The organism is Amycolatopsis umgeniensis, from assembly GCF_014205155.1.
In the GTDB taxonomy this organism is placed as follows: domain Bacteria; phylum Actinomycetota; class Actinomycetes; order Mycobacteriales; family Pseudonocardiaceae; genus Amycolatopsis; species Amycolatopsis umgeniensis.
On sequence record NZ_JACHMX010000001.1, the window covers coordinates 6,200,671 to 6,223,635 of the forward strand.

Consider the following 22,965-nt stretch of genomic DNA (forward strand, 5'->3'; position numbering starts at 1 on the left):
TCGCGTGCCGTGATCGCGCTGAGCGACCGCTACAAGAGGGACGAGCATTTCTGGTTCAGCTTCTTCCACGAGGTGGCCCACGTTCTACCGCATCGACGAAGGAACCCTAGCCGCCACACGGGTATGACGCTCATGTGACAAGCACTTGTTGGTAAAGCAGGTCTTCGGCCTCAAGCAGTTCGCGTTCGACGGCCTCGGTGAGGGTGCGGTCGTCGATGAGTACGCCGAACTCGACGTTGCCATGTTCCGCACTCCACGAGAAGTTCGCGCTGGTCACCAGCAGGAACCGGTGGTCGATGGCGAGAAACTTCGCGTGGTTGCGCACGCCTGCGCCGTCGAAGTCCTTCGTACGCAGGACGATCGCGGGTCGAAGGTGCGCAGCAACTTCCGAGGCGGTCGGTGCGCCTCGGCCTGCGGCTGTCGCGTCCAGGTACACCCGCACGGCCAGCTCCGGCCGTCCGGCGGCCTGCCGCAGGGCTTGCCACAGGCCCGAGGAGCGCTGGAAGTTGAAGGTGGAGCAGGTAATGGACTGCCGCGCACTGTCGACAAGGTGGGGCACGGAGGTGGTGAGCGGCCCGCTGCGAGCGAGGTGTCCGGGCATCGTCCACAGGGGCGTCGCCGAGGTCGGGGCGGACCGTGCGCCCTCGATGGCCCTCAGGACGGCGATGCGGGACGCCGAGGACGACCCGGCGGCCAGAAGCGTCCGAACTGTTGCGCGGTTCCCCGCGGCGACGGCTCTCAGCGCGCTGGTAAGCGTGTCACCGTCTGCGAGCCGGTCCGCGACGAGGCCGGCCTCGGTCCCGGTGAGTCGCTGTCCCAGTTCCCAGGCCGCCGCGGGGTCAATCGGCGCGTCCGAAGAACCCAACACCACTCCCAGGTAGGTCGACGAGGAAGCGCCGGTCGAGGAACCGGTTGGCCCGTTCACACGAGGTCTCCGATGCCATGACACAGCAGTGGCAGGCGGCGCCGTGCAGAAAGTCCTCAGGGTCCTGTGGGGTGCGCATCGCGCAGATCGGGTCCGAGGAGCATCGGGTGGCTCGGTACAGCGCGCCGGATACAACGCATTCGAGCCGGTCAGGTTCACTCAGCTGCACCAGGCCGCCGAGGGTGCCGTCGCTATCGGAGGCGGTCGTGCAGATGAGCAATCCGGCCGCCGCTTCGCGGCTTTCGGACTCTGGCCAAGCGTACAGCCGTTCGCTCAGGCTGGCGGCGGAGTAGCCGCACGTCATGGCCAATTCCCGGATCAGTACGTGCGCGAAGGTGTGGATGAGCCAGTATCGCGGCGGCCTGAGCCGGGTGTCGGGGTCCACATCCTGCGCGGTCTCGGAGAAGCGACGGTAGAAGTTGCGCCGATGCGCGTCTCGCTGGGCACGCCAGATTTCCGTCGTTTCGATCCGGGTTTCCCACGCCGCCACGGCGGCCTCGTCGAGTTGCAGATAGATGCCCTCGCCGCGATCCTCCGTTGCCACCGTCCACGCCGGGTACGGCGCTCTGGTCAGCGGGGCCAGGCGTTGGGGCAGGTCACCGACCCGGTCCATGTCGTCGATGCGGGTGAAGCCGACGAGCGCGTTGACCTTGCGCAGCCGTTCGACGGCCAGCACCCTGGTGATCTCCGGTCGAAGCTCGGGACCACGATCCCGCCGAGACAGCGTCAGCCCGCTTACTTCGTCCTCGTGCCGGAGCCCGAGCGGGTCCTTGAGCAGGTACTGCCATTCCGGAACGAGCAGGTCCACCGGGTCCCACTGCTTGGCCCAAGCGTCCAGTTCCTGGGCCGACTCGGGCGGCAAAAGAGCAGTCGCGACGGCCTGGGCAAGTTTTTCGTCCGAGAGTTCGGACACGTCGACCTTGCCGTCGAGTACGTCCCGCAGGGTGTCCAGGTCGTCTGCGTACTTGGCGAGCTTCTCGCCCAACGCCACGCGGATGCGTGCGGCGAGGTCGCCGGTCTCTTCTTGTGACGACTCTGGCATCACGATGATCGACTGCGTCGCCGGGAACCAGAGGTTTGACGCGCCGACGAGCATGAGCCGAGCTTCGTTGCGGCACCCCTTCGGCTCGAAGGCGTCGAGGTGGGGATGGCGGCCACGGCAGTTGGGAAGCTTGCTCTTACCCGCTTCCCCCTGAGCCTCGTTCATCCCTCGCCGTGCGCCACATGACTCGCACCCGATCACGGCCGATGCGCCCTTGCCCGCAGTGCGGTCAACCATCTTCAGCGCCGGGAACTCCGCCTGTGGGCAGGGCTTCCAGTGGTGTACCCACTCGTCGTAGGGAAACTCGTCGAGGTGACCGTCCACGCAAGCCAATAGATACCGAGCGGGCACTGCCGTGCGCCGGACCGGCTTACGAGTCCGGTTGCCCGACCTGCCTGTGCACTTGGCGTGCTCGAAGCAGGCCAGGTCGGCGCGAAACGGGTGGGTGTTCGTGTACGCGAACTGCGAAACCGTGCCCAGCATGTCGCATCCGGTGCAGCGCAGCCATTGCGGGAACACTCGTGCGGGCACACCGAGGTCGTTGCCCTCGGTGGACAGGCTGATCTTCTTCGGCTGCCACGGGTGCGGGCGCAACTGCACGTCGCGGGACCGGAGCAGCTTGCCCACGACTTCGCGCAACCGTGGAGCGCGGATCTGCGGGATGCCGTCGCGGCGCCGCCAGATTCGATCCCAGTCGTCCAGGCCAGTCGGCATGATCGTGAACTGCGGCAGGTCCATGATCGAGCCAGGTCCGTAGGTGTAGAGCAACGATGACGGACGACCCGAGCCGACCTTCGCGCGATTGTGCTTGGTTGCCTTTTCGGCCTCGCGCTCCGCGTCACCCAGCGGGTCGACGGCGGTGGCGGCGTCATAGACGAACCGGGTATCGACGGTCACGGGTTCTCCTGAGGTGGTTCCCACCGGGGTGCTCCGGGAGGCGCGATGTAGACGAGGTTCTCCTTGATGGGGCTCACGAGAAGGTTGATTTCTGGCTGCACCTCTCGCATTGAGTTGGCCACGACGAACGGCGGCGCGTCCCGGGAGTCCGCACGGGACTTGGCGTTCTCTGCGCTCATCATCAGCGCGTCATGTCGTGTCTCGTCGGTGACTTTCTCGTAAACCAGCGACTTCCGGTGGTCGGCCAGGTACTTGCGCCGCTTCTCCCAGTGGTCGAGGCGGTTCACCAGCTGGTCTCGCGCCCGGCGGGCGGCGTCCTCGTTCGACGCGCCCAGCACCCGGCTGACCAGGGCGTCGATGAGGTCGACGACGAAGTCGCGCCGGCTGTCGATGCCGCCCGCGTTGTGTTCCGGGGAGAGTCCTTGTGTCTCGGCCGCCTGCAGGACACGGGTCGCGCTGACAAGTACGCCGTCCAGGCCACGGTCGAGTGAGGTCGCCGAGAACGGCGTGACCGACAATGCCTCGACCTGGGCGTAGAACGTCTCGTGGTAGTGCCGGAACTGCTCGAAGTGCGCCAGGTCGCGTGGTCGTGCCCAGTTGCCCAGCGACACCACCAATCCTGGCCGGGTTGCGTCCCGGCCCACGCGCGAGGATGCCTGGATGTACTCGGCGGTATTCTTCGGCTGGCCGACCACGAGCATCAACCCGAGCCGGGTGACGTCCACACCGACCTGGAGCATCGACGTGGCCAGCACCGCATCGAACGGAGCGACCTCGCGCGTGAGTACCGGCTTCTTCGCCTCGCGCGAGGCCCGCAGTTCGCGCTTGCCGGCCGTGGAGTCGAACCTGGGCTCGAAGCTCACGGCCATCTGGTCCAGAGTCGCGGTGATATCGGCGCTGGCAACCCGCGAGGTGAGTTCGGCGACGTGCAGCGAACCGAAGTCGGTGCCGGTCCTGCTGGGCAGTAGCGACCACGGTCGGCGCTTGGCGAGCGCGGTCTGGATGTCGTCGCCCATGTACCGCGCCATGCCCGCGAGTTCGCGGGTGGCGCTGAAGTACCCCACCAGCGACAGGTACGGATCGGCCGCCTCACCGCAGCGGTCAAGCAGCAGTTGGCCCGCCGCCATCAGTACCTCGGCCACTCGGATCTCCGCGGTGGTCAGGCGGACGCCCGTGGTCGACAGGCCAACGTAACGCCGTCCTGGGAACTTGTCCGAGATCGGTTCTTCCCTGGAGAAGAACGTGTTGCCCGCGTCCAGCACCTGCGGCGGAAAGATCGTGATATCCCGCCCATACAGCGCTTTGACCTGATCGGCGGCGTTGCGTGCCGTCGCTGTGGACGCGACCAGCAACGGCCGCACCGCACGGTGGTCAGCGGTTCGCCACGTGGTCATCACGTCGATAGCGACCTCGAACAGCCCGACCGTGGTCCCGAGCGCACCGGTTATCAGATGCAACTCATCCTGAATGACCAAATCCGGCGGGCGCAGCCGGGAAGCCGGACGCACTGCGGCTGCGGGCAGGCCGTCCTTGGCCGGGTGCTTGTTGCCGTCCTTGATGTCGCAGTGCTTGTAGTCAGGGTGGACGAATCCGTGCCGCTCGCACCGCCGCGACACATACCCGAACAGGGATGCCGCCTCGCCCTCGCGCGCCAGCCGGGCGAACTTGTCGACCGTCGCGATAAGGAACACGGGCACGAGCCGGTAGATCTCCTCGTCCACCGTCAGTACCGGCAGCCCCTCTGCCGACACACCGCCCTCGGCGAATGGGCACTCGGCCAGGTCGTCGCCGCAGTAGACGTGCACACGGCGGGTCTCCGGCCTGGCCTTGACATCGCCTGGCCCGATCCGGGTGCCGCACCAGGGGCACCGCTGGATCTGCAAGACGGTCAGCCGGTAGTTGCCGCCGGCGTTGTTCGCCCGCGTCAACTGTTGTTCGGCTTCGTCGAATCGCTTCGGGCTCACGTCCGTTCCGACCCACAGACCGATCCGGAACGGCTCGGCCCCCCACGTGGCCACGTCGTCAAGCCGAGCCAACTCCGCGGCGCACACGAGAGAGGTGGCGCGTTGAAACTGCTGGGCGGTGAGTAGCCGCAGTGTGTACCGCATTAGCACCGCGATCCCGGAATTGCCGTCCAGCGGACCGTCCGGTGTGGGCATGATGCCCTGGCGCCGCCGGATGGCGAACGTATACGCGGCCAGTCCGAGGTACGCCTCGGTCTTGCCGCCACCGGTGGGGAAGAACAGCAGCTGGGCCTTCGGATCGTTGCTGGAACGCCGCTGCGCCGCCGGGTCGGTCAGCATCGGTAGCTGCATGAGCACGAACGCCAGCTGGAACGTGCGCCACGAGTGCGCCTTCGGCCCCTGCGCGAGGACCGCCGCCCGCGCGTGGTCGATGCTCTCGCCGGGATTGCCTGCCCGGCGCTGTGCCACTTGCGTTTGGACGCGCTGATCAGCCATCACCCGGTTCATGAACCGGAAGCACCGCAGCGCCTCGTCGTCAGCGAGCAGGTGGTCAAGGCCATCCGCGAGCTGCCGTTGTACCTGCTGAGCTTCTCGCACCAGTTCGACGCCGTCCACACGCAGATGCTCAGGCAGCGCCTCAGCTCTAGTGAGCTGCTCGTCGAGCCAGGTGCGGTATCCGGCGACGATCGGCTCGAGCCCAGTCCGCAGCTCCTCACGGCTGGCGGCCTGCAGCCCTCGCATATCCAGCAGGGCCGCCCCGATCTCCTCGGCAGTGGTCTGCGGGGTCTGCACCGTCGGCAACCAGGTCGTCCACACGGCACTGGCACGCCGGATCTCGCCGGACGCCTTCCAGTCGACCGAACAGGTGCGCCCGATGGCGAACTCCAGCCGGTCACGGTACTGGAGCCTCAGGCGCCGCAGCTCGTCGTCCCGTTCCTCGCGAGTATCGGCCAGCCTGTCGGAAACTGGCAGGAAAACCTCGCGGCCACTCGCCTCGACCAGCAGTTTTGTCTGATACAGCCAGGCGTTGACGGGAATCTTGCGCGGCGCCACCCGATCGTTGCACAGCGCCACCTCGATCAGCTTCTTCCCGCCCTCGACGTCGTCGTAGCGGTCCACCCTGAGCACAACGGTGTCCCGCAGGTGGATCGTCGTCGTATGCACGGGGTCGAGATTGGCGACGCTGATCGTCTTCTTGATCTCGATGGGTGTGCGCTTGTATCGGCGAACGGTATTTTCGCTGTTCTCCCGCTTCTCTTTGGTCGGCTCGTACTGCCCCCACGAAGCGGTCACGGTGAACTCGGCCAGGTCGTCGGGGATCTGACAGCGCAACCCCATCGACGCCGGGATCATCAGACCGCGCTGCTGCGGCTGATCCTCGACACTGTCCTCGTCCGACCCCGCACCGCTCTCGTCTACGGCGGTGACCGGAACCCCCCGGCTCTCATCAGCGTCGGTCGCGTCACCGACGTCGGTAGCCGCTTCGTCCTCGTCGGCGTCCGACGGGTCCTCCCTGCCGGATGCCAACCGCGCCGGCGCGATCCGCCCTACCAGATAGGCCACATCCGGCACACCATCGAGCACTTCCTCCGGACCGTTTGCGGGGCCGAGAAGTTCCCGTTCGAGGATGTCGACTAGGTTCTCCCGCACGGTGAGCGACCGCCCGTCCGACTCATGCATCAGTCGGTAGTGCTGGTCCTGCGGGGCGTTCACTCGTCATCCCCCTCATCCTCGACCGCTGGTGGCGCCTCGCCCTGAGCGGCGGCCCGGCGTTGGTTCTCCTCAAGCAGCCGATCCACAATCTCCACCCGCGCTGCCGGACTGACCGTCCACCGGGTCATCTGCCGGTAAGTGTGGAAGCCGTGGTCCAGTGGAACGTCACCCCAGCCGTAGGCGTGCATGACTGCCTGATCGAGCTCGACGTGAATCTCCCGCATCCGCGCCACGTCTGCATCAGCGGAGTCTGCGGTGTCCGAGTCGTTGACCAAGTTGTAGAGCTTGGTCAACCCCAGCTGGCGGCGCAACATAACCTCTCGCCGCTCGATGTCCAACACCCGCCCGATCTCCGCCAGCCGTTCTGTCGGCTCAGGGCGTGGAAAAGTCTCGAATACATCGGATGGCGTATAGCGCGGGTCACTACGCAAGCCAGAACCGTACTTGATTGCCCACATCTGGTGCAGGTTCGACGACAACGTCGCCTGATCAGCAAATGAGTCCGTCGCAAACACAACCGTTGCCTCGCTTGGGATCGCTCCCTTCTTTAGTCTCATTGGCATTACAGCTCTGCTATGGCGTGTGATGACAAGGATTTCTTGCAGCTCCGAAATCGCTTTTCGCATCGCCGGTCGTGACCTGAAGAAAAGCCACCAAGGTGCATCGCGCACCGCCTTTGCCTTTTTTGCACGCACTGGTTTTACAGTCTCAACAATTCGCCGATAAGGCAGCGGGTAGTCGCGAGCGCTACTCTCTGACCTATCATTGAAGTCGATCACCCAGCGAGAAGGCGAAGTGTCTGGACGAGAATTGAGATCTTCGCCGGTAAGGTACCGAAGTATAACCTCCGCATTCTTTGGGTCATGCCTTATCCATGCGATTGCCTCGTCGGGCTCCAGCACGAATCCGTCACCGTAAGGCTTGCATCCTTCAAATGTGATTCCGCGGTTCTCATTCAATCTCACCGGACGACTATCTATCCGTCCGGCCGGTTCCAGCAAGGTAGAGATGCGGTCAACCACTACACCGTCAGCTACTCGCGGCACATCAGCCGCAACGGCGCGACGACTTCCCCATAGCGCAGCGTATTCAAGATTAGCACTGGAAGCAGGCCAAGGTTTGCTCTGGATCGCTCGGATGATGGTGAATCCGCTCGCAACAATCCGATCAAGACCAGTCTCGCGGGTATCCCCCTGCGCCACAGTATTCGTGGCGATTAGTCCGAGATTCCCTTGACCGCCTAGCAGGTCCATCGCCCGCAAGAGAAAGTAGGCCACAAGGTCTGCACGCCCACCGCCGGTCCCGCTTGAAAGAACGTGACTGAACCAGTCGCGGATGTTGCCGCCCTGGGCGCCTGAGATCTTTGTCCCGCCCAGAAATGGAGGGTTGCCGACGATGGCGTCGAAGCCACCGCGCTCCATCACGTCCGGCACCATAAGGATCCAGTGCAGCGGCTTCCAGCGCTCGTAGTCCGTATGGATGGTCGGGGTGAGTCCGGCGTCGAGGATATCGTCAAGCATGGCGCGGTCGGACCCGTTGTGTGCCAGGTTGAGCGCCCAACTGAGGTCTGTGTACGCGGAGTTCAGCTTCTTGCCCGGCTTGCCGCCGTGCCTGAGCCCAGTGGCGATCACCGCGTCGCCGATTTCGGTCAGCTCCGCGACGAGATCGCGATACTCCCGCCACTGTCGGCGTTTGGTGGTCGCCGAGCGCTGCGGGTCGGCGTCGTTGACCTCGGTTGCGAGCTGCCTGCGCAACGTGACCGCGCGCTGCAGCGTGCTGTCGACGTCGGGCTGGAACGGCATCTGCCGTGGGATGTCAGGGTCGATGTGTTGATACTTCAGTTGCCGGACGTCGGTGAGGCCGAGAAGAGAGTTGCCGTGCAGGATCTTGTCGTCAACGAAGGAGAACGGCAGTTTCGGGTCGAGCGACACCAACCACAGCGATAGCTTGCACATCTCCACGGCCATACTGTTGATGTCCGCCCCATACAGGCAGGTCGCCACCACGGTTCGGACGGCGTGTGTCATCTGCTCATGCGGTGTACCGACGGCCACGCCTTCACGCTGCCACGCCTCCACCAACCGCTCAGCCAAATACCGGGCAGCAGCGACGAGGAACGCACCCGAGCCGCAGGCGATGTCGGCGACTTTGAGGTCAAGAATCCGCCACGACTCCTTCAGTACCCAGCCATCTACTTGTTGGTGCGGTCCGGGGTCGTAGACGAGGGGTTCCAGTGCGTGCAGCACAACCTCCTCGGCGAGGGATCGGGGCGTGTAGTGAGCGCCCGCCGTCGCTCGTGACGGCGTCTCGACCACCAGAACACCGCCAGGCACTACGACTAGGGGCCTGTTGCGCAGGTCGCGGCGGACGATCCCGACGAACGGCCGCAGCCTGTCTCGCAGCTCGGCATCCGAGGTCACCGCGCGCAGGGCGCGTTCGGCGTCCTCGATCTTATTGTTGTCGCGGATGGCCTTGACCAGTGCTGCCTTCGAGGGCGGGGTGGCGGCGGGCTGGTGCTCTTTAGCCCACGAGAGGATCGCGTCGGCCAGCGCGCTGTCGCCGCGATTGGTCGTCGCGAGCGATTCCAGCACCGCAAGTGGGATCTCCGGTTCCTCACCCTCCTTTCCGATCAGTCCTATGGTCACCTCGTCGACCTCGGCGCACGAGTAGCCGAGCAGGCCTTCGTAGATGTAGCCGATCTGCTCGACATCGATGTCCCGGAAGGAGATCCGTCGGGCAGGCTGCCCCTTGAGCTTGGCGAACTGGACGGCGCGCATCACCTCCAGCATCACCCGGTCGGACACCGTGATGGCCAATGTCCCTTGTGGACCACGAGCGGCGAGGAACGGAAACCGACTGGAGTCGAACAGCGAGCCGCCATACGGCGGCAGTCGAATATCCTCAAAGGAGGCTCCCCGGTAGAGCGCCTGTGAGGTGGCAAGGAGGCGATGCCAGGTTAGATGGGTGGCGTCGAGGGCTTCGCTGCCTTCTTCGCGGGCGCGGGCGTCGAGCGCGTCCAGCTCCTCGCTGATGCCATATCCGAGGGTGAACAGGCTGCTCTGGGGCAGCAGGTTGCGTTCCTCGGCGAAGAGTAGGAACACCACCCGCATCATCACCGTCACGGCCGCCTCGTACACGTCCGCTCGTTTGGCGGGCAGGGGATCGGGGCCGTCCGCGGCCAGCGCGGCTTCGGACAGCGCCTGCACCAGCAACTCGACGGCGCGCCGGACCTGCGTTCCCAGTGCCTCGGTGATCTCCTCGGCGGCGGCAACCGACTCGCCGAACAGCGCGGTCAGCCGGTCCTCGGGTTTGCCGCCTAGCAGCCGGCGGCGCTGGAGCAATTCGATGAAGGCGTCACGAGTTTGCGGTTCTTCGATCCACGTCTGAGTGTCCACGACACCCGACGCGACCATGGTTTCCTTGTGAGCGCTGACGATCGCCCACCACCGACCGTCCGTGACGAGACCGATCGGGACCGCGTTGGCGCGCAGCAACTCTTCGAGCCGGTCGATCGGGGTGTTCGCCCACCCGTCGTCAAGCGGGTCGCGCAGGGAGTCGACCGGATCGACGATGAGGACCAGCGCGCCGATCGTGTTGCCGTGTACGAGGGCGCCGGTCGCGCGCACGGTGACGGCATGGTCGGGAGACCGCACCTGGTCACCCACCGTGGCGGCGGTGTAGGAGTCACGCCACCCGAGCACGTCTCGTAGGACCACATGGGCCCAGGTGTCACGCTCCTGACGGTAGAACTCAAGCGCGGCGGCGTCGTCCCGCCGTGTGTCCCAGTTCTCCCATGCCTTCTCAAACGCGACCTTGGCGTCTTTCAGCGCAGTGATGGCGTCCTTGGCCGGCACTGGTATGCCTTGCGGCCAGACCCGCCTGAGCGCGGGTATGGCAAGGAACGGGCCGTCGGTGTCGACGAGTTCCAGCCATCGGCGGTGTAGGTCGGCTCCGGTGGGCGCGGCTCGACGGTTCATGCCCGCACCTTCCCAGTCTCGGCGTCGGCCGGGGTCAGCGCGAACACGACGGCCGCGGCTGACACGTGCGGCCGGATGTCGCGATAGCGCTCGCCGATCGCAGCGATCTCCCGCTGTTCCTCGTCGTCCAGGCTTACTAGCCGGTCCTCCATCGCCCGCAGGTCCCGGCGGCGCTGCGCCTGCTGGTCATCGGTGAACAGCTTCTCCTCCTCGGCGCGGATCTCCCCCGACAGCCGATCGCGGGATTCGCGTAGATTGATCCGGAACGCGTCAAAAATCTCGCGCACCCTCGTGATGTCGGAGTCCCGGCGCTTCTGGAGAGCGTCGGTGACCTGGGTCTGGCGGGACTCGGCCTTGCGGGCCATGGCTGTTAGCAGACGGTTGCGCAGCCGCGAGTCCTCGGCGTTCCACAGATCGGCCAGTGCCGTGCGCACGTCCTCCCCGGCGAGAGACAGGTTCTCCGCGTCGAGGGTCGCATCAAGCACTTCTTCCACCTTCGCCTCGGACATGGTGTTGCCGTGCACTCGGATGCCGGTGAGGAAGACTTCCTCGTGCAGTCGAAGTCCGCCGCGGCCGACCAGGACCAGCCGTGACACCGCCGCCACGCAAGACTGGGGAAGGCCATCGGCCACGACGGCGGTCACCCGGTGGACTGGCGAGTCGATCCCGAACAGGGCGCTGCGCAGTACGCGGGTGGCGCGCTGCATGAGGGCGTGGCCGAGGTGGATGTGGACCAGGTCGTGCCGGCCCTGCGCGGCCTTGTCGTCGAAGGTGATCGGTCGCAGTGTGTCGGGCTCCAGCCGGGTATCCAGACCACGCAGCGCGGGCTGCCATGCCGACCCCAGCCCGGGAACGGCGAACACGGCCGCGTCGGTGTCCTGGGCGAAGGAGAAGTCTTCCAGCAGCGGGGGCTGGGCGGTGAGCGCGAGCGCGGCATCTACGACCCGGCGGGCGTTTGCCGGGGTCAGGTGCATTTCCACCTTGTGCTCGTCGTAGGTGCGGGACAGCTCGGTGAGCCGGCGGTTGAGTTCAAGCCCGCCAGCGAGCGCGCGGGTGATGACCGCGTTGCCGTCGTCTGGCGCCGCGGGCTTGGCCTTGCGGCCTCCAGTCGCCGGGTCGAAGTGGTTGCGCACCTCGAAGTCGACCACCTGGTTGACCGAGCCGAGGTCAGCGGCGACGGTCCCGATCTTGTCCGCGATCCGCTCCACCAGGAACCGCAGGTCGCGCGCGTACTGGGAGTCGGCGGACTCGGGCACGAACCGATAGATCTGCGGGATGTTCCGCTGGCCGTAGCGGTCGATCCGGCCGATCCGCTGCTCCAGCCGCGACGGGTTGAACGGGATGTCGAAGTTGACCAGCCGGTGGCAGTGGTCCTGCAGGTCGATGCCCTCGCCAGCCGAGTCGGTCGCGACCAGTACCCGCACCGGGTGCTTGGCGGGGTCCTCGGTGAACTGCGCCCGAATAAGCTCGCGCTCCTCGGTCGGGGTCGAGCCCTGGATGGTGGCCAGCACGTCCCGGTAACCCCGCTGGGTCAGAACATCGACGATCCAATCCAATGTGGCGGCGTACTCGGTGAACACCACCACTCGCTCATTGATCCACGTCCGGCCATCGGGGCGGCAGGTCGTGTCCAGGAACTTGATCAGCGCCTCCAGCCGTGAGTCCGGTCGGTGCTCGTAGCGGGAGCCCCACCCGATCAACGATTCGATCTCGCGTCCGGTGGCCGTTACCAAAGGGTCGGAGCCTTTGCTGTGTCGGAGCGCGGTGAACTCGGGGTGCTCGGCGGCGCCCTCTTCCTCGTCGGACTGGCCGCTGCCCAGCACCTCGGCGTAGTACTGCTCCTCGTCATCGAGGTCGAGTTGACGGCCGGTGCTCGCGGCCTGCTCGTACAGCTCCAGCGTGCGGGCGAACGACCAGGGGCTGGACAGGAAACGCTTCTTCAGCAGCATCGCCACCAGCCCACCGGAACGCCCCTTGCCATTCGCGCGTGCGCTGTCGGTGAGGATGCGGTCCAGCAGGTCGAACTGGCGCTGTTCATCGTCGCTGGGCGTGAACACGATCGGCTTGAGCTCCCGCTTGCGGAAGTCCTTCTCCGGCAGCTCGGTCTTCAGCCGCCGGACCGCTACCTCCCGCAACGCCCGCTCGTCGAGATTCGCACCCCGGCTGAAGCGCCGTCCATCGATCATCTCCAACAGCGCAGTGAACGACTCCGAGTAGCCGTTGTGCGGGGTCGCACTCAGGAACAGCCGGTGCTCGCACTTGTCCGCCAGCGCCTTCGTGGCCGTCGTACGCTGGCTGTCGACGGCGTAACCACGCCGGCCGGGCGCGGTAGTCGGGCTCGCCGGCGCGACATGATGGGCCTCGTCGACCACGAGAACGTCAAAGGCGAACCGCCGGGCCGAGGCTGTGTCCGTGACGTCAGCGAATACGTCTCGCAACAGCCGCTGCGCACGCAGGGTCGGCAGCCACGACATGCTGACGATCACCCTGGGGAACAGCCGGAACGGGTTCGCGGCCAAGCCGTGGCTACGTCGCACCCGCGCCAACAGTTCGCTGTTGACGATGACGAAGTCCAGACCGAACTTCTCCCGCATCTCGTCCTGCCACTTCAGCGCCAGGCTCGGCGGGCAGACGATCACCACGGACCGGGCACGATGGCGCAGCAGCAGCTCCTGGATCACCAGACCGGCCTCGATGGTCTTGCCCAGACCGACGTCGTCAGCGAGCAGCAGATTCGTCCGCGACGACTGAAGCGCCCGGCGCAGCGGTTCGAGCTGATACGCCTCCACGTTCGCGCCGCTACGGAAGGGCGCCTGGTAGGAGTTGGCGTCGGCCGAGGTCACCGCACCCCAGCGCACGGCGTCGACAAACGCGGCCAGTGTGTTGGGGTCGTCGAACGCGTCCGGATCGATCCCCTCGGGAAGTCCCTGGTCGGGTGCGACGGTGTGGCCAACCTCCAGCTCCCACACCACCGTGAGCTCCTGCCCCAGCCGGTCCTCCTCCAACGACTGGAGACTCACCACGTGCGTCAGACCGGCGGTGCCCTCGTCAGCCGGACTGCGCGGCAGGCCCTGCTGCCGGACCGCCGCGACCGCCCACGTCGACCCGCGGACGTTCACCACTTGACCCGATTCCGGCACAGGCGGCATTATCGGCGCCCCAGCGGCCCCCGCGCGCTTCTCGTGCTCCGCCGTGATCGTCACGTAGATCCCTTCGTAGCTCACTAGAGAGCCATCCTTCTCCCGACTTGCGATTTTCGCAAGTCGGGAGCTAGTGTTGCCAGGTGCCAAGTGTTCCCGAGCGTGTGTTGACCCTGATCGAGGCATCCGGGCTGACTCGCCGCGAGTTCGGACAGCGGATCGGCCTCGACGAGTCGAAGATGTCCAAGTCGCTTGGCGGCGCCCGCCGGTTCTCCTCTGTTGATCTTGCCCGGATTGCGGAACTGTGCAAGGTCACGGTGGACTGGCTGATCACAGGTGAGGAACCGCCACTCGCCCTGGCCGCCAGGACCACAAGCGGCGACGCGGGCGTCGCTCTTGACGCGGCGAAGCGGTACAGCACGCTGCGCACCGACATGGCGGCCCTTGGTTATCCCCAGCCGTGGCAGGCGAGGACTTTGGGTCTCGGTAAGGGGGGATACGCCGAGCAGGGTCGGTCGTTGGCCCGTGAAGCTCTCGCGCGCATCAGTGAGGCCGGTCGCTCGATCGCCGTCGGCAACTTGGTGGCACTCATCGAGGCGGTCTTCGGGGCCGATGTGGCCGTTGTTGAACTCGGCGCCGGTTTCGACGGCCTGGCGGCATCGTCCGAGCACGTCAAGCTCATCGTGCTCGCCACCTCGCACGTTCCGGCCAGGCAGCGCTTCACGCTCGCTCACGAACTCGGCCACCTCCTTGCCGAAGACGATCAAGACGTCCACCTCGACCGGGACATCTACGACAAAGCCCAGGCGAAAGATCCCAGCGAACTGCGCGCCAACGCGTTCGCATCCGCCTTCCTCATGCCCGAGGATCGGCTTCGCGCCGCCGTCGGCTCGAGTGGCCTCACGGAACACACCTTCGCTGCACTGGCGTGCGACCTGATGGTGACCCCGTCGGCGCTCGCCTACCGCCTGCTTCACCTACGACTGATCGACGCGGGAACCTGCGACCGTTACAAAGCCATCACCGCCTCCAAGGCCGCGGCCATAGTTGGGCGGGGTGAAGAGTTCGCCCAACGGGTTACCGAAGCCCGGACACCACGCCCACCTGGGCCTCTCGTCCGGGACACCTACGCCGCCTACGAAGCCGGTACGGCCACGCTCCGCCCCTACGCGAACCTGCTCGGAATTGACGTCGACGAACTCAGGCACGCACTTGAGTCTGAACACGGAACCCACGATGTCCCATGACCGAGTTCCTCTTCCCGGACAACACGGTCCTGTGCAACTTCGCCGCCGTGAATCGGCTCGAGCTGCTCGACTCCACGCTTGACGGACGCGGCCGGTGGACCGAGGCCGTCGCCTACGAGGCCACCAGATCCGCGCGCGTCCTGCCCGACCTCGGCCAACTGGCAGCCGGCGATTGGCTCGGCGAGCCGATCGAGATCGACGACGAGTCCGAGATTCAGCAGATCAACGCCATCCGCCGGGCCGTCTTCGGCGGCACCGATGACGAACCGTTGAAACACCTCGGCGAAGCCCAGACCTGCTTCGTGATCCTCAAGCGGAGCGAGTTCGCTGGCTCCTGGTGGATCTCGGACGACCGGGAGGCCGTGCGCTACGCGCGCCTACGGGGAATCACCACACGCGAAACGATCGACCTGGTCAGCATCGCCGTCATCAATGGCGACATCGGCACCCAGGAGGGTTTCGGCCTCATGCAGAAGATGGCCGACCAGGGCCGATGCCTCCGACTTCCCAGTTCGGCCGCGGACCTTCGCCGCTGACCAGCGCCTCTGGCCCGACCACAGTCGACAACGAGGGGTGTCCGCCGAACCGGGCACAGTCCACCTGCGAAGCTCTCGCAGGAAGAGACATCCGAATGCTGGGAGATTACCCTCGATTAGGCATCCAGATCAGCGTCAGCAGCTTCGCTGGCGAACAGCAAGATCTTCGTCCCCACCCCGTACCAACGAACTGTCGCAACAGGGTGGTGACTTCTCATGGCCAAGCCAAAGAAGCGGCAACACAATCCCCGAACCCACGTGTCGAAGATCTGGATTCGGGGTGTGCGACACGATCCACCAGACGCGCACAAGATCGCCAAGGTCCTCGTTGAGATCGCAAGAAGCCTGGATGACGAGCCAGCCCAAGATCTAGCCGGCCCGACCAATGTTCTAGTAAGCGACCCAACGTGCCGCGGCCAAACTCCCGACACAGATGAACCCCCTACGAGCGCCTGACCTGGGGTTTCCAAGCGCTCAGGGGGTTCATCTGTAACTTCATGTGTGGAGCTAAGGGGACTCGAACCCCTGACCCCCTCACTGCCAGTGAGGTGCGCTACCAGCTGCGCCATAGCCCCGGAGCGAAGTTGTACTCCGCATCTCGTGTGTCCATACATTACACCGCCCGCGTAGGCCGTTCGCGAGGGGGTCGCTCTCAGTGGTCCCGATCCCTGGAAACTGCCCCCACCTGCATCTTTGAGACTTATTTTTAGACGTGTATTGACTCCGCGTGTGACCGCCGTTACGTTTTCGACCATCGTGACGCCGAGGTCCCCGCCCGCTACGCCGCGTCTCCATTGGGCTCCGCCTCAGCTCGCCCTGCCCTATGACGCGGAGGAGGTCCTGATGAGGGCCAGAGCAGCCTTGATAGCCCTGTTTTCGCTGGTCGGAGCGCTGATTGTGGTGGCGCCGGCGGCGCAGGCGGCCATCGTCCCCGATACCTGGTACACGGTGACGGCCACCAGCGGGAAATGCGTGGACGCGCGGGCCGCCGGGTCGGCGAACGGGACGGTCGTGCAGCAGTACACCTGCAACCAGACCTTTTCCCAGCAGTGGCAGTTCCAGCCGACTTCGGGCGGCTATTACCGGGTCAACACGCGCAACAATCCGGCGCAGGTGTGGGACGTCGCCGAGGTGTCGACGTCCGATGGCGGGCTGATCCATCTGTGGGCCTACGGCGGCGGCAACAACCAGCAGTGGCAGCCGGTCGAGGAAGCCGGTGGCGCGTACCACTTCGTCAGTCGCAACAGCGGGAAGTGCCTCGACCTGCCCGGGCTCTCGACGCAGGACAGCACCCAACTGCAGCAGTACGCGTGCAACGGCTCCGGCGCGCAGTCCTTCCGGCTCACGCCGGTCACGGGCACCGCCAACCCCGACCTCGGGCCGAACGTGCTCCTCTTCGACCCCGGAATGTCGCAGTCCGCGATCCAGTCCCAGGTCAACAGCGTCTTCTCCCAGCAGGAGACCAGCCAGTTCGGCTCGAACAGGAAGGCGCTGCTGTTCAAACCGGGTTCGTACAACATCGACGTCAACGTCGGGTTCTACACGCAGGTGCTCGGGCTCGGGCTGTCCCCCGACAACGTGACGATCAACGGCGCGGTGCACGCGGAAGCCGATTGGTTCCAGGGCAACGCGACGCAGAACTTCTGGCGTGGCGCGGAAAACCTCTCCGTCAACCCCAACGGCGGCACCGACCGCTGGGCCGTTTCGCAGGCCGCTCCGTATCGCCGGATGCACGTCCGCGGCAACCTGCAGCTCGACGACGGCGGCTGGTCCAGTGGCGGCTGGATGTCCGACGTCAAGGTCGACGGCCAGGTCCGGTCCGGTTCGCAGCAGCAGTGGATTTCGCGTAACTCGCAGTTCGGCGGTTGGAGTGGCTCCAACTGGAACATGGTGTTCGCCGGGGTCAACGGCGCGCCCTCGACCAGTTTCCCGAATCCGCCCTACACCACGGTGAACACGACGCCGGTGGTCCGCGAGAAGCCGTTCCTCTACGTCGACAACGCGGGCGCGTACCAGGTTTTCGTGCCCTCCACGCGCACCAATGCGCAGGGCATCACGTGGGGCGCCAACCAGCCCGGTTCGTCGCTGCCGATCAGCCGGTTCTTCATCGCGAAGCCCGGCACGACGGCTTCACAGATCAACGCGGCCCTCGCCGAGGGCAAGGATCTCCTGATCACGCCGGGCGTCTACCACCTGAACGAGACGCTGCGCGTGACGCGGCCGGACACCGTCGTGCTCGGCCTCGGTCTGGCGACGCTGATCCCGGACAACGGCATCACCGCCATGACGGTGGCCGACGTCGACGGCGTCAAGATCGCCGGCGTGCTCATCGACGCGGGCACCACGAACTCGAACACGCTCATGGAGGTCGGCCCGGCCAGCTCGGCGCAGGATCACGCGGCGAACCCGACTTCGCTGCACGACGTGTTCTTCCGCATCGGCGGCGCGGGTGTCGGCAAGGCCACGAACAGCCTGGTGGTCAACAGTGACGACGTCATCGGTGACCACCTGTGGATCTGGCGCGCCGACCACGGCAGCGGGGTCGGCTGGAACACCAACACCGCCGACACCGGTCTGATCGTCAACGGCGACGACGTCACGATGTACGGCCTGTTCGTCGAGCATTACCAGAAGTACCAGACGATCTGGAACGGCAACCGCGGCCGGACGTACTTCTACCAGAACGAAATGCCTTACGACCCGCCGAATCAGGCCGCCTGGATGAACGGATCGACGCGGGGTTACGCGGCCTACAAGGTGGCGAACTCGGTGACGAACCACGAGGCGTACGGACTCGGCAGTTACTGCTACTTCAACGTGAATCCGAGTGTGGTCGCCGATCGCGCGCTAGAAGCGCCGAACAACCCGAACGTCCGTTTCCGCAGCATGGTCGCCGTTTCCCTCGGCGGGAACGGCACCATCAGCCGGGTCGTCAACGACCGCGGCGGACCGGCGAACTCGGGATCGACCGTGGCGAACCTGGTCGCCTACCCCTGATGGACCCCGGTGCGCGCCGTGATGGCGGTCGCGGCGCGCACCGGCCTTTCACCCACGCCGAAAAGCCGCCCCCCGAACGGGTGGTGTGCCGCGCGGACGATCTCCGGCGCTTCGATACTCGGAACATGCCTCTCGTCGGTTTCACCGCCATCGAACCCCGCCTGGCTTGGCCGCTCGTCGCCCTTCGCGGGCTCTTCGCCCTCCTGTTCGGCGTGCTCGCGCTGATCTGGCCGGGAACGACCGTCCTGGCGCTGGCGATCCTCTACGGCGTCTACGCGATCTTCGACGGCATCGGCGGCGTGATGCAGGCCTTCAGGCCGGGCGACGCCGCCCATCGCGCCGCCTACGGGGTGCTGGGCGTGCTCGGCATCGCGGCCGGGGTGCTGGTGCTGCTCTGGCCGGGGATCACCGTGCTGGTGCTGGCTTTCCTGGTCGGTTTCTGGGCCATTTTCACCGGCATCGTCGAGATCGTCGCCGCCATCCGGCTGCGCAAGCAGATCGAGGGCGAGGCCTTCCTGATCGCGGCGGGGGCGCTCTCGCTGATCGCGGGCATCGTGATCGTGATCAACCCGGTCGCGGGGGCGTTCGGGATCGCGCTGCTGGTCGGGATCTACGCCCTGCTGTACGGCGTGATGCTGCTCGTCCTGGCGTTCCGCCTGCGGAAACTCACGCAAGCCTGAAAGCCTGTCGCAAGTGGACCCGCGCCCCGGCGCGGCGAAGGTTCGACAGGCTCGGCGAGCCCTCCACGGCGGTCGCGACGGCGAAGTGGTGACCTTCGCGGACGGCCGCGGTGAGACCGTGCGCCAGCAGCCGCGCCTGCGCGCCTTTGCCGCGGTGGGCCCGCGGTGTGGCCGAGCCGCCGAGGAGGACGCCGGGACCGTGCGAGCTCAGGGCCGCGGCGGAGATCGGCACGCCGTCCTCGAGCAGGACCGACCGCCGGATCCGGGGATCGGCGTGCTCGGCGGCGATGAACTCCGTCACGGCGCCGTCGCTCCCGTAGCCGTCGAGCAGGATGCGGAGGAAGACGTCGATGTCAGGTGAGTCATCGACGTCCGCGTCCGATGCCGCGAGTTCGGTGAGCGGGAGGACCGCGATCGGGCGGCGGCAGGCGGGCACCAGACCAGACGGGGTCAAGCCCGGCGGCAGCACGAGCGTCGGCGGATCCCCGTCCCAGCACGACGCCCCGGCGAGCCGGACGGCCCGCGGCAGGTTCTCCGCGCTGACGCCGGAGATCGTGCGCAGGAACCGCAGCTCCGGAGCCGTGGCCAGCACCGCGAGCAGCCCGTCCTCACGCCAGGCTTCGTAGCCGCCGGGGAGCCCCGCCGCCGTGGCCGCTTCACACGCGACGACGGCACGGGCGTGAATCACTTCTTCGGCTTCGGTCAGCACGACCCGAACGTAATAGGGATTAGGCTGATCCGGTGAGCCAGCCGATCCTGTTGACCGTCGACGACGATCCCGCCGTATCCCGTTCGGTCGCCCGCGACCTGCGCAGACGGTACGGAAAGGACTACCGGATCATCCGGGCCGATTCCGGGGCCGACGCGCTCGAAGCGCTGCGCGAGATCAAGCTGCGCGGCGACGCCGTGGCCGCGATCCTCGCCGACTACCGGATGCCGCAGATGGACGGCATCGTCTTCCTCGAGAAGGCGATGGACCTGTTCCCGAACGCCCGTCGCGCGCTGCTGACCGCGTACGCCGACACCGACGCCGCGATCCAGGCGATCAACGTCGTCGACGTCGACCACTACCTCCTCAAGCCGTGGGACCCGCCGGAGGAGAAGCTCTACCCGGTCATCGACGCGCTGGTCGAGACCTGGCGCGCGGTGGGGGAGCGGCCGGTCGACGAGATCAAGCTCATCGGCCACCGCTACTCGTCGCCGTCGTTCCACCTGCGTGACTTCCTGGCGCGCAACGCCGTTCCGTACCGCTGGTACTCGGTCGACGACGACGAAGGCCGCCGGATCCTGGAGGCCGCCGACGCGACCCAGCAGGAGATCCCGGTGCTCGTCACGCCGGACGGCACGGTGCTGCGCCAGCCGTCCGGACCGGAACTCGCCGACGCCGTCGGCCTGTCCACGCGGCCCGCGCAGGAGTTCTACGACCTGATCGTGATCGGTGGCGGGCCCGCGGGGCTCGGGGCGGCCGTGTACGGCGCGTCGGAGGGGCTGCGGACGGTGATCGTCGAGCGCAAGGCGACCGGCGGCCAGGCGGGCACCAGCTCCCGGATCGAGAACTACCTCGGTTTCCCGGACGGCGTTTCCGGCGCCCAGCTCACCGACCGCGCGCGGCGGCAGGCGTTGAAGTTCGGCGCCGAGGTGCTGACCACGCGCGACGTCGTGGGCCTGGAGGCGCGCGGTTCGGCGCGGGTCGTGCTGTTCGGCGACGGCACCGAGATCGCCGCGCATTCCGTGGTGCTCGCGAGCGGCGTCACCTATCGCGCTTTGGAAGCGACCGGCATCGCCGAACTCGCCGGCCGCGGCGTCTACTACGGCTCGGCCGCCACCGAGGCGCCCGAGTGCAAGGGCGAGCACGTCTACATCGTCGGCGGCGCGAACTCGGCGGGGCAGGCGGCGGTGTTCTTCTCCAAGCACGCCGCCGAAGTGACCATCCTCGTCCGCGGTCAGTCGCTCGAAGCGTCGATGTCGCACTACCTGATCGAGCAGATCGCCGGGATCGAGAACATCCACGTCCGCACTCGGACCACCGTGGTCGAAGCGCACGGCGAAGACCACCTCGAACAGCTGACCCTGTGCGAGAACGGCGGCGTGACCGAGACCGTGCCCACCGGCCACCTGTTCATCTTCATCGGCGCGGCACCGCGCACCGACTGGCTGGGCACGGAGATCCAGCGCGACGACCACGGTTTCGTGCGGACGGGGCCGGATCTGCTGACCGACGGCGACCGGCCGCCCGGCTGGCCGCTCGACCGCGACCCGCACTACCTGGAGTCTTCCGTTCCCGGGGTGTTCGTGGCGGGCGACGTCCGTGCCGCGTCGGTGAAGCGTGTCGCTTCGGCCGTCGGCGAAGGCGCCATGGCGGTCACCCTGGTCCACCGGTACTTGGAGGAGCAATGAGCGTTCTGCCCAGGGAGGAACTGCGCGGGCTCTTCCTTTTCGAGCACCTCAGCGAGGAACAGCTCGACTGGATCGCCGAGCACGCCGTCCTCGAGCAGTACACCGGCGGCACCACGGTCATGCGTGAGGGCGAGCCGGCCACCTGCTTCTATCTCCTGCTCTCCGGCGCGCTGCGGATGACGCGGCTCGTCGGCGGCACCGAGGTCGAGACGATCCGCTCCGACCAGCGCGGCGCGTACTGCGGCGCGACGCAGTTCTTCGTGCACCAGGAGAACGAACATCATTACGGCGCTTCGGTGCACGCCGTCAGCGACCTCACCTTCCTGACCCTGCCCGCGGCCGAGTTCGCCACCGAGTTCCGCCGCTGGTTCCCGATGGCGACGCATCTGCTCGAGGGCATGTACCTCGGCTGGCGCAACAGCGACACGGTGATCGGCTCGCGGCGGCGCCTGCTCGCGCTCGGCGAGCTTTCCGCCGGGCTGACCCACGAGCTCAACAACCCCGCCGCGGCCGCCGTGCGCGCGACGGCGTCGTTGCGGGAGCGCGTGGCCGGGATGCGGCACAAACTCGCGATGCTGGCGAAGAAGAACGTCGACCCCACGCTGCTGGAGCAGCTTCTCGAGATCCAGGAACAGCTGGTCAAACAGGTCGCCTCGGCGCCGAAGCTGACCGCGATGCAGCAGTCCGACCGCGAGGACGAGATCGGCGACTGGTTCGACGACCACGGTATCGACCAGGGCTGGGACCTCGCCGACATCTATGTCCGCGCCGGGCTGACCGTGCCCGACCTCGGCCGGCTGCTCGCATCGGTCGGGGAGACCTTCCTCGACGGCGCCGTCCGCTGGCTGGCGTACGCGCTCGAAACCGAGATGCTGATGGGCGAGATCGAGGATTCGACGACCCGGATCTCGGTGCTGGTCGGCAAGGCCAAGCAGTACTCGCAGATGGACCGCGCGCCGCACCAGTGGATCGACGTGCACGAGGGACTCGACTCCACGCTCGTCATGCTGGCGGGCAAGATCGCGCCGGGGATCCGTGTGGTGAAGGAGTACGACCACGCGGTGCCGAGGATCCCGGCGTACGCGGGCGAGCTGAACCAGGTGTGGACGAACGTCATCGACAACGCGCTCGGCGCGATGGGCGCCGAGGGCACGCTGACCCTGCGGACATCCAAAGTGGACGATCACGTGCACGTCGAGATCGGCGACACCGGACCCGGTATCCCGGCCGAAGTGAGGCAACGGATCTTCGAGCCGTTCTTCACCACGAAACCGGTGGGGCAGGGGACCGGGCTCGGCTTGGACATCTCCTGGCGCATCGTCGTCGAACGGCATCAGGGCGATCTCCGGGTCGATTCGGAACCGGGAGACACGCGGTTCACCGTCTGCCTGCCTGTCTCGGAGCAGTCCGTGATCTGATTTTCCTTCTACCCCAACGTTTCGCCAGGAAC

General features: G+C 66.6%; 12 protein-coding genes and 1 tRNA gene. 6 read left to right on the forward strand and 7 right to left on the reverse strand.

From position 1 onward, the window contains the following. Positions 1 to 130 precede the first annotated feature (130 nt). From drmC to drmD, 5 genes are read right to left on the reverse strand one after another with little or no spacing between them, the layout of a single operon-like run. A complete protein-coding gene (gene drmC / locus HDA45_RS29145) occupies positions 131 to 868 on the reverse strand; it encodes a DISARM system phospholipase D-like protein DrmC (RefSeq protein ID WP_343072307.1) in 738 nt (245 codons plus the stop codon). Further along, positions 840 to 2,864, reverse strand: coding sequence for a DrmB family protein (gene drmB / locus HDA45_RS29150; protein WP_184900656.1), 2,025 nt, complete (start codon positions 2,862 to 2,864; stop codon positions 840 to 842). Before drmB ends, drmC begins: the two co-directional genes overlap by 29 nt. Continuing rightward, entirely contained in the window at positions 2,861 to 6,541 is a 3,681-nt protein-coding gene (gene drmA / locus HDA45_RS29155; RefSeq protein WP_343072183.1) for a DISARM system helicase DrmA, read from the reverse strand. The genes drmB and drmA overlap by 4 nt, the downstream gene beginning before the upstream one ends. Beyond that, positions 6,538 to 10,518 (reverse strand): DNA methyltransferase, encoded by a 3,981-nt coding sequence (locus tag HDA45_RS29160; protein WP_184900657.1) that lies wholly within the window; start codon positions 10,516 to 10,518, stop codon positions 6,538 to 6,540. Before HDA45_RS29160 ends, drmA begins: the two co-directional genes overlap by 4 nt. Continuing rightward, positions 10,515 to 13,742 (reverse strand): DISARM system SNF2-like helicase DrmD, encoded by a 3,228-nt coding sequence (gene drmD / locus HDA45_RS29165; protein ID WP_343072184.1) that lies wholly within the window; start codon positions 13,740 to 13,742, stop codon positions 10,515 to 10,517. The genes HDA45_RS29160 and drmD overlap by 4 nt, the downstream gene beginning before the upstream one ends. 59 nt (positions 13,743 to 13,801) lie before the next feature. On the opposite strand from drmD, the gene HDA45_RS29170 reads away from it, so the two are divergent. Together HDA45_RS29170 and HDA45_RS29175 are read left to right on the forward strand one after the other, a co-directional pair. Next, positions 13,802 to 14,905, forward strand: coding sequence for an ImmA/IrrE family metallo-endopeptidase (locus HDA45_RS29170; RefSeq protein ID WP_343072185.1), 1,104 nt, complete (start codon positions 13,802 to 13,804; stop codon positions 14,903 to 14,905). Continuing rightward, the gene (locus tag HDA45_RS29175) at positions 14,902 to 15,441 is read left to right on the forward strand and encodes a PIN domain-containing protein (RefSeq protein WP_184900658.1); all 540 of its coding nucleotides are present in this window, start codon (positions 14,902 to 14,904) and stop codon (positions 15,439 to 15,441) included. The genes HDA45_RS29170 and HDA45_RS29175 overlap by 4 nt, the downstream gene beginning before the upstream one ends. Positions 15,442 to 15,943: 502 nt before the next feature. Here HDA45_RS29175 and HDA45_RS29180 read toward each other — a convergent pair. After that, a tRNA-Ala gene (locus HDA45_RS29180) sits at positions 15,944 to 16,016 on the reverse strand. A 268-nt stretch (positions 16,017 to 16,284) separates the two neighbouring features. Between HDA45_RS29180 and HDA45_RS29185 the strand changes: the two genes are divergently transcribed. Together HDA45_RS29185 and HDA45_RS29190 are read left to right on the forward strand one after the other, a co-directional pair. After that, on the forward strand, positions 16,285 to 18,438 hold the full coding sequence (locus tag HDA45_RS29185; protein WP_184900659.1) for an RICIN domain-containing protein: 2,154 nt from the start codon (positions 16,285 to 16,287) through the stop codon (positions 18,436 to 18,438). Positions 18,439 to 18,563: 125 nt separating this feature from the next. Next, complete coding sequence (locus HDA45_RS29190) at positions 18,564 to 19,118, forward strand: HdeD family acid-resistance protein (protein ID WP_184900660.1); 555 nt, start codon at positions 18,564 to 18,566, stop codon at positions 19,116 to 19,118. Here the strand turns inward: HDA45_RS29190 and HDA45_RS29195 are convergent. Further along, on the reverse strand, positions 19,105 to 19,827 hold the full coding sequence (locus HDA45_RS29195; RefSeq protein WP_184900662.1) for a hypothetical protein: 723 nt from the start codon (positions 19,825 to 19,827) through the stop codon (positions 19,105 to 19,107). The two genes, HDA45_RS29190 and HDA45_RS29195, sit on opposite strands and share 14 nt — an antisense overlap. A 32-nt stretch (positions 19,828 to 19,859) precedes the next feature. Here HDA45_RS29195 and HDA45_RS29200 point away from each other — a divergent pair, with 32 nt between their 5' ends. Next, a complete protein-coding gene (locus HDA45_RS29200) occupies positions 19,860 to 21,515 on the forward strand; it encodes an FAD-dependent oxidoreductase (protein WP_184900664.1) in 1,656 nt (551 codons plus the stop codon). Continuing rightward, positions 21,512 to 22,933: an ATP-binding protein gene (locus HDA45_RS29205; RefSeq protein ID WP_184900666.1), complete on the forward strand. Its 1,422-nt coding sequence runs from the start codon at positions 21,512 to 21,514 to the stop codon at positions 22,931 to 22,933. Before HDA45_RS29200 ends, HDA45_RS29205 begins: the two co-directional genes overlap by 4 nt. The last annotated feature ends 32 nt before the right edge of the window (positions 22,934 to 22,965 follow it).

Bases quoted from the DNA above. Each gene is read 5' to 3' on its own strand.
- HDA45_RS29205 (WP_184900666.1), top strand. From the start codon at position 21,512: ATGAGCGTTCTGCCCAGGGAGGAACTGCGCGGGCTCTTCCTTTTCGAG.
- HDA45_RS29185 (WP_184900659.1), top strand. From the start codon at position 16,285: ATGAGGGCCAGAGCAGCCTTGATAGCCCTGTTTTCGCTGGTCGGAGCG.
- HDA45_RS29175 (WP_184900658.1), top strand. From the start codon at position 14,902: ATGACCGAGTTCCTCTTCCCGGACAACACGGTCCTGTGCAACTTCGCC.
- HDA45_RS29190 (WP_184900660.1), top strand. From the start codon at position 18,564: ATGCCTCTCGTCGGTTTCACCGCCATCGAACCCCGCCTGGCTTGGCCG.
- HDA45_RS29160 (WP_184900657.1), bottom strand. From the start codon at position 10,518: ATGAACCGTCGAGCCGCGCCCACCGGAGCCGACCTACACCGCCGATGG.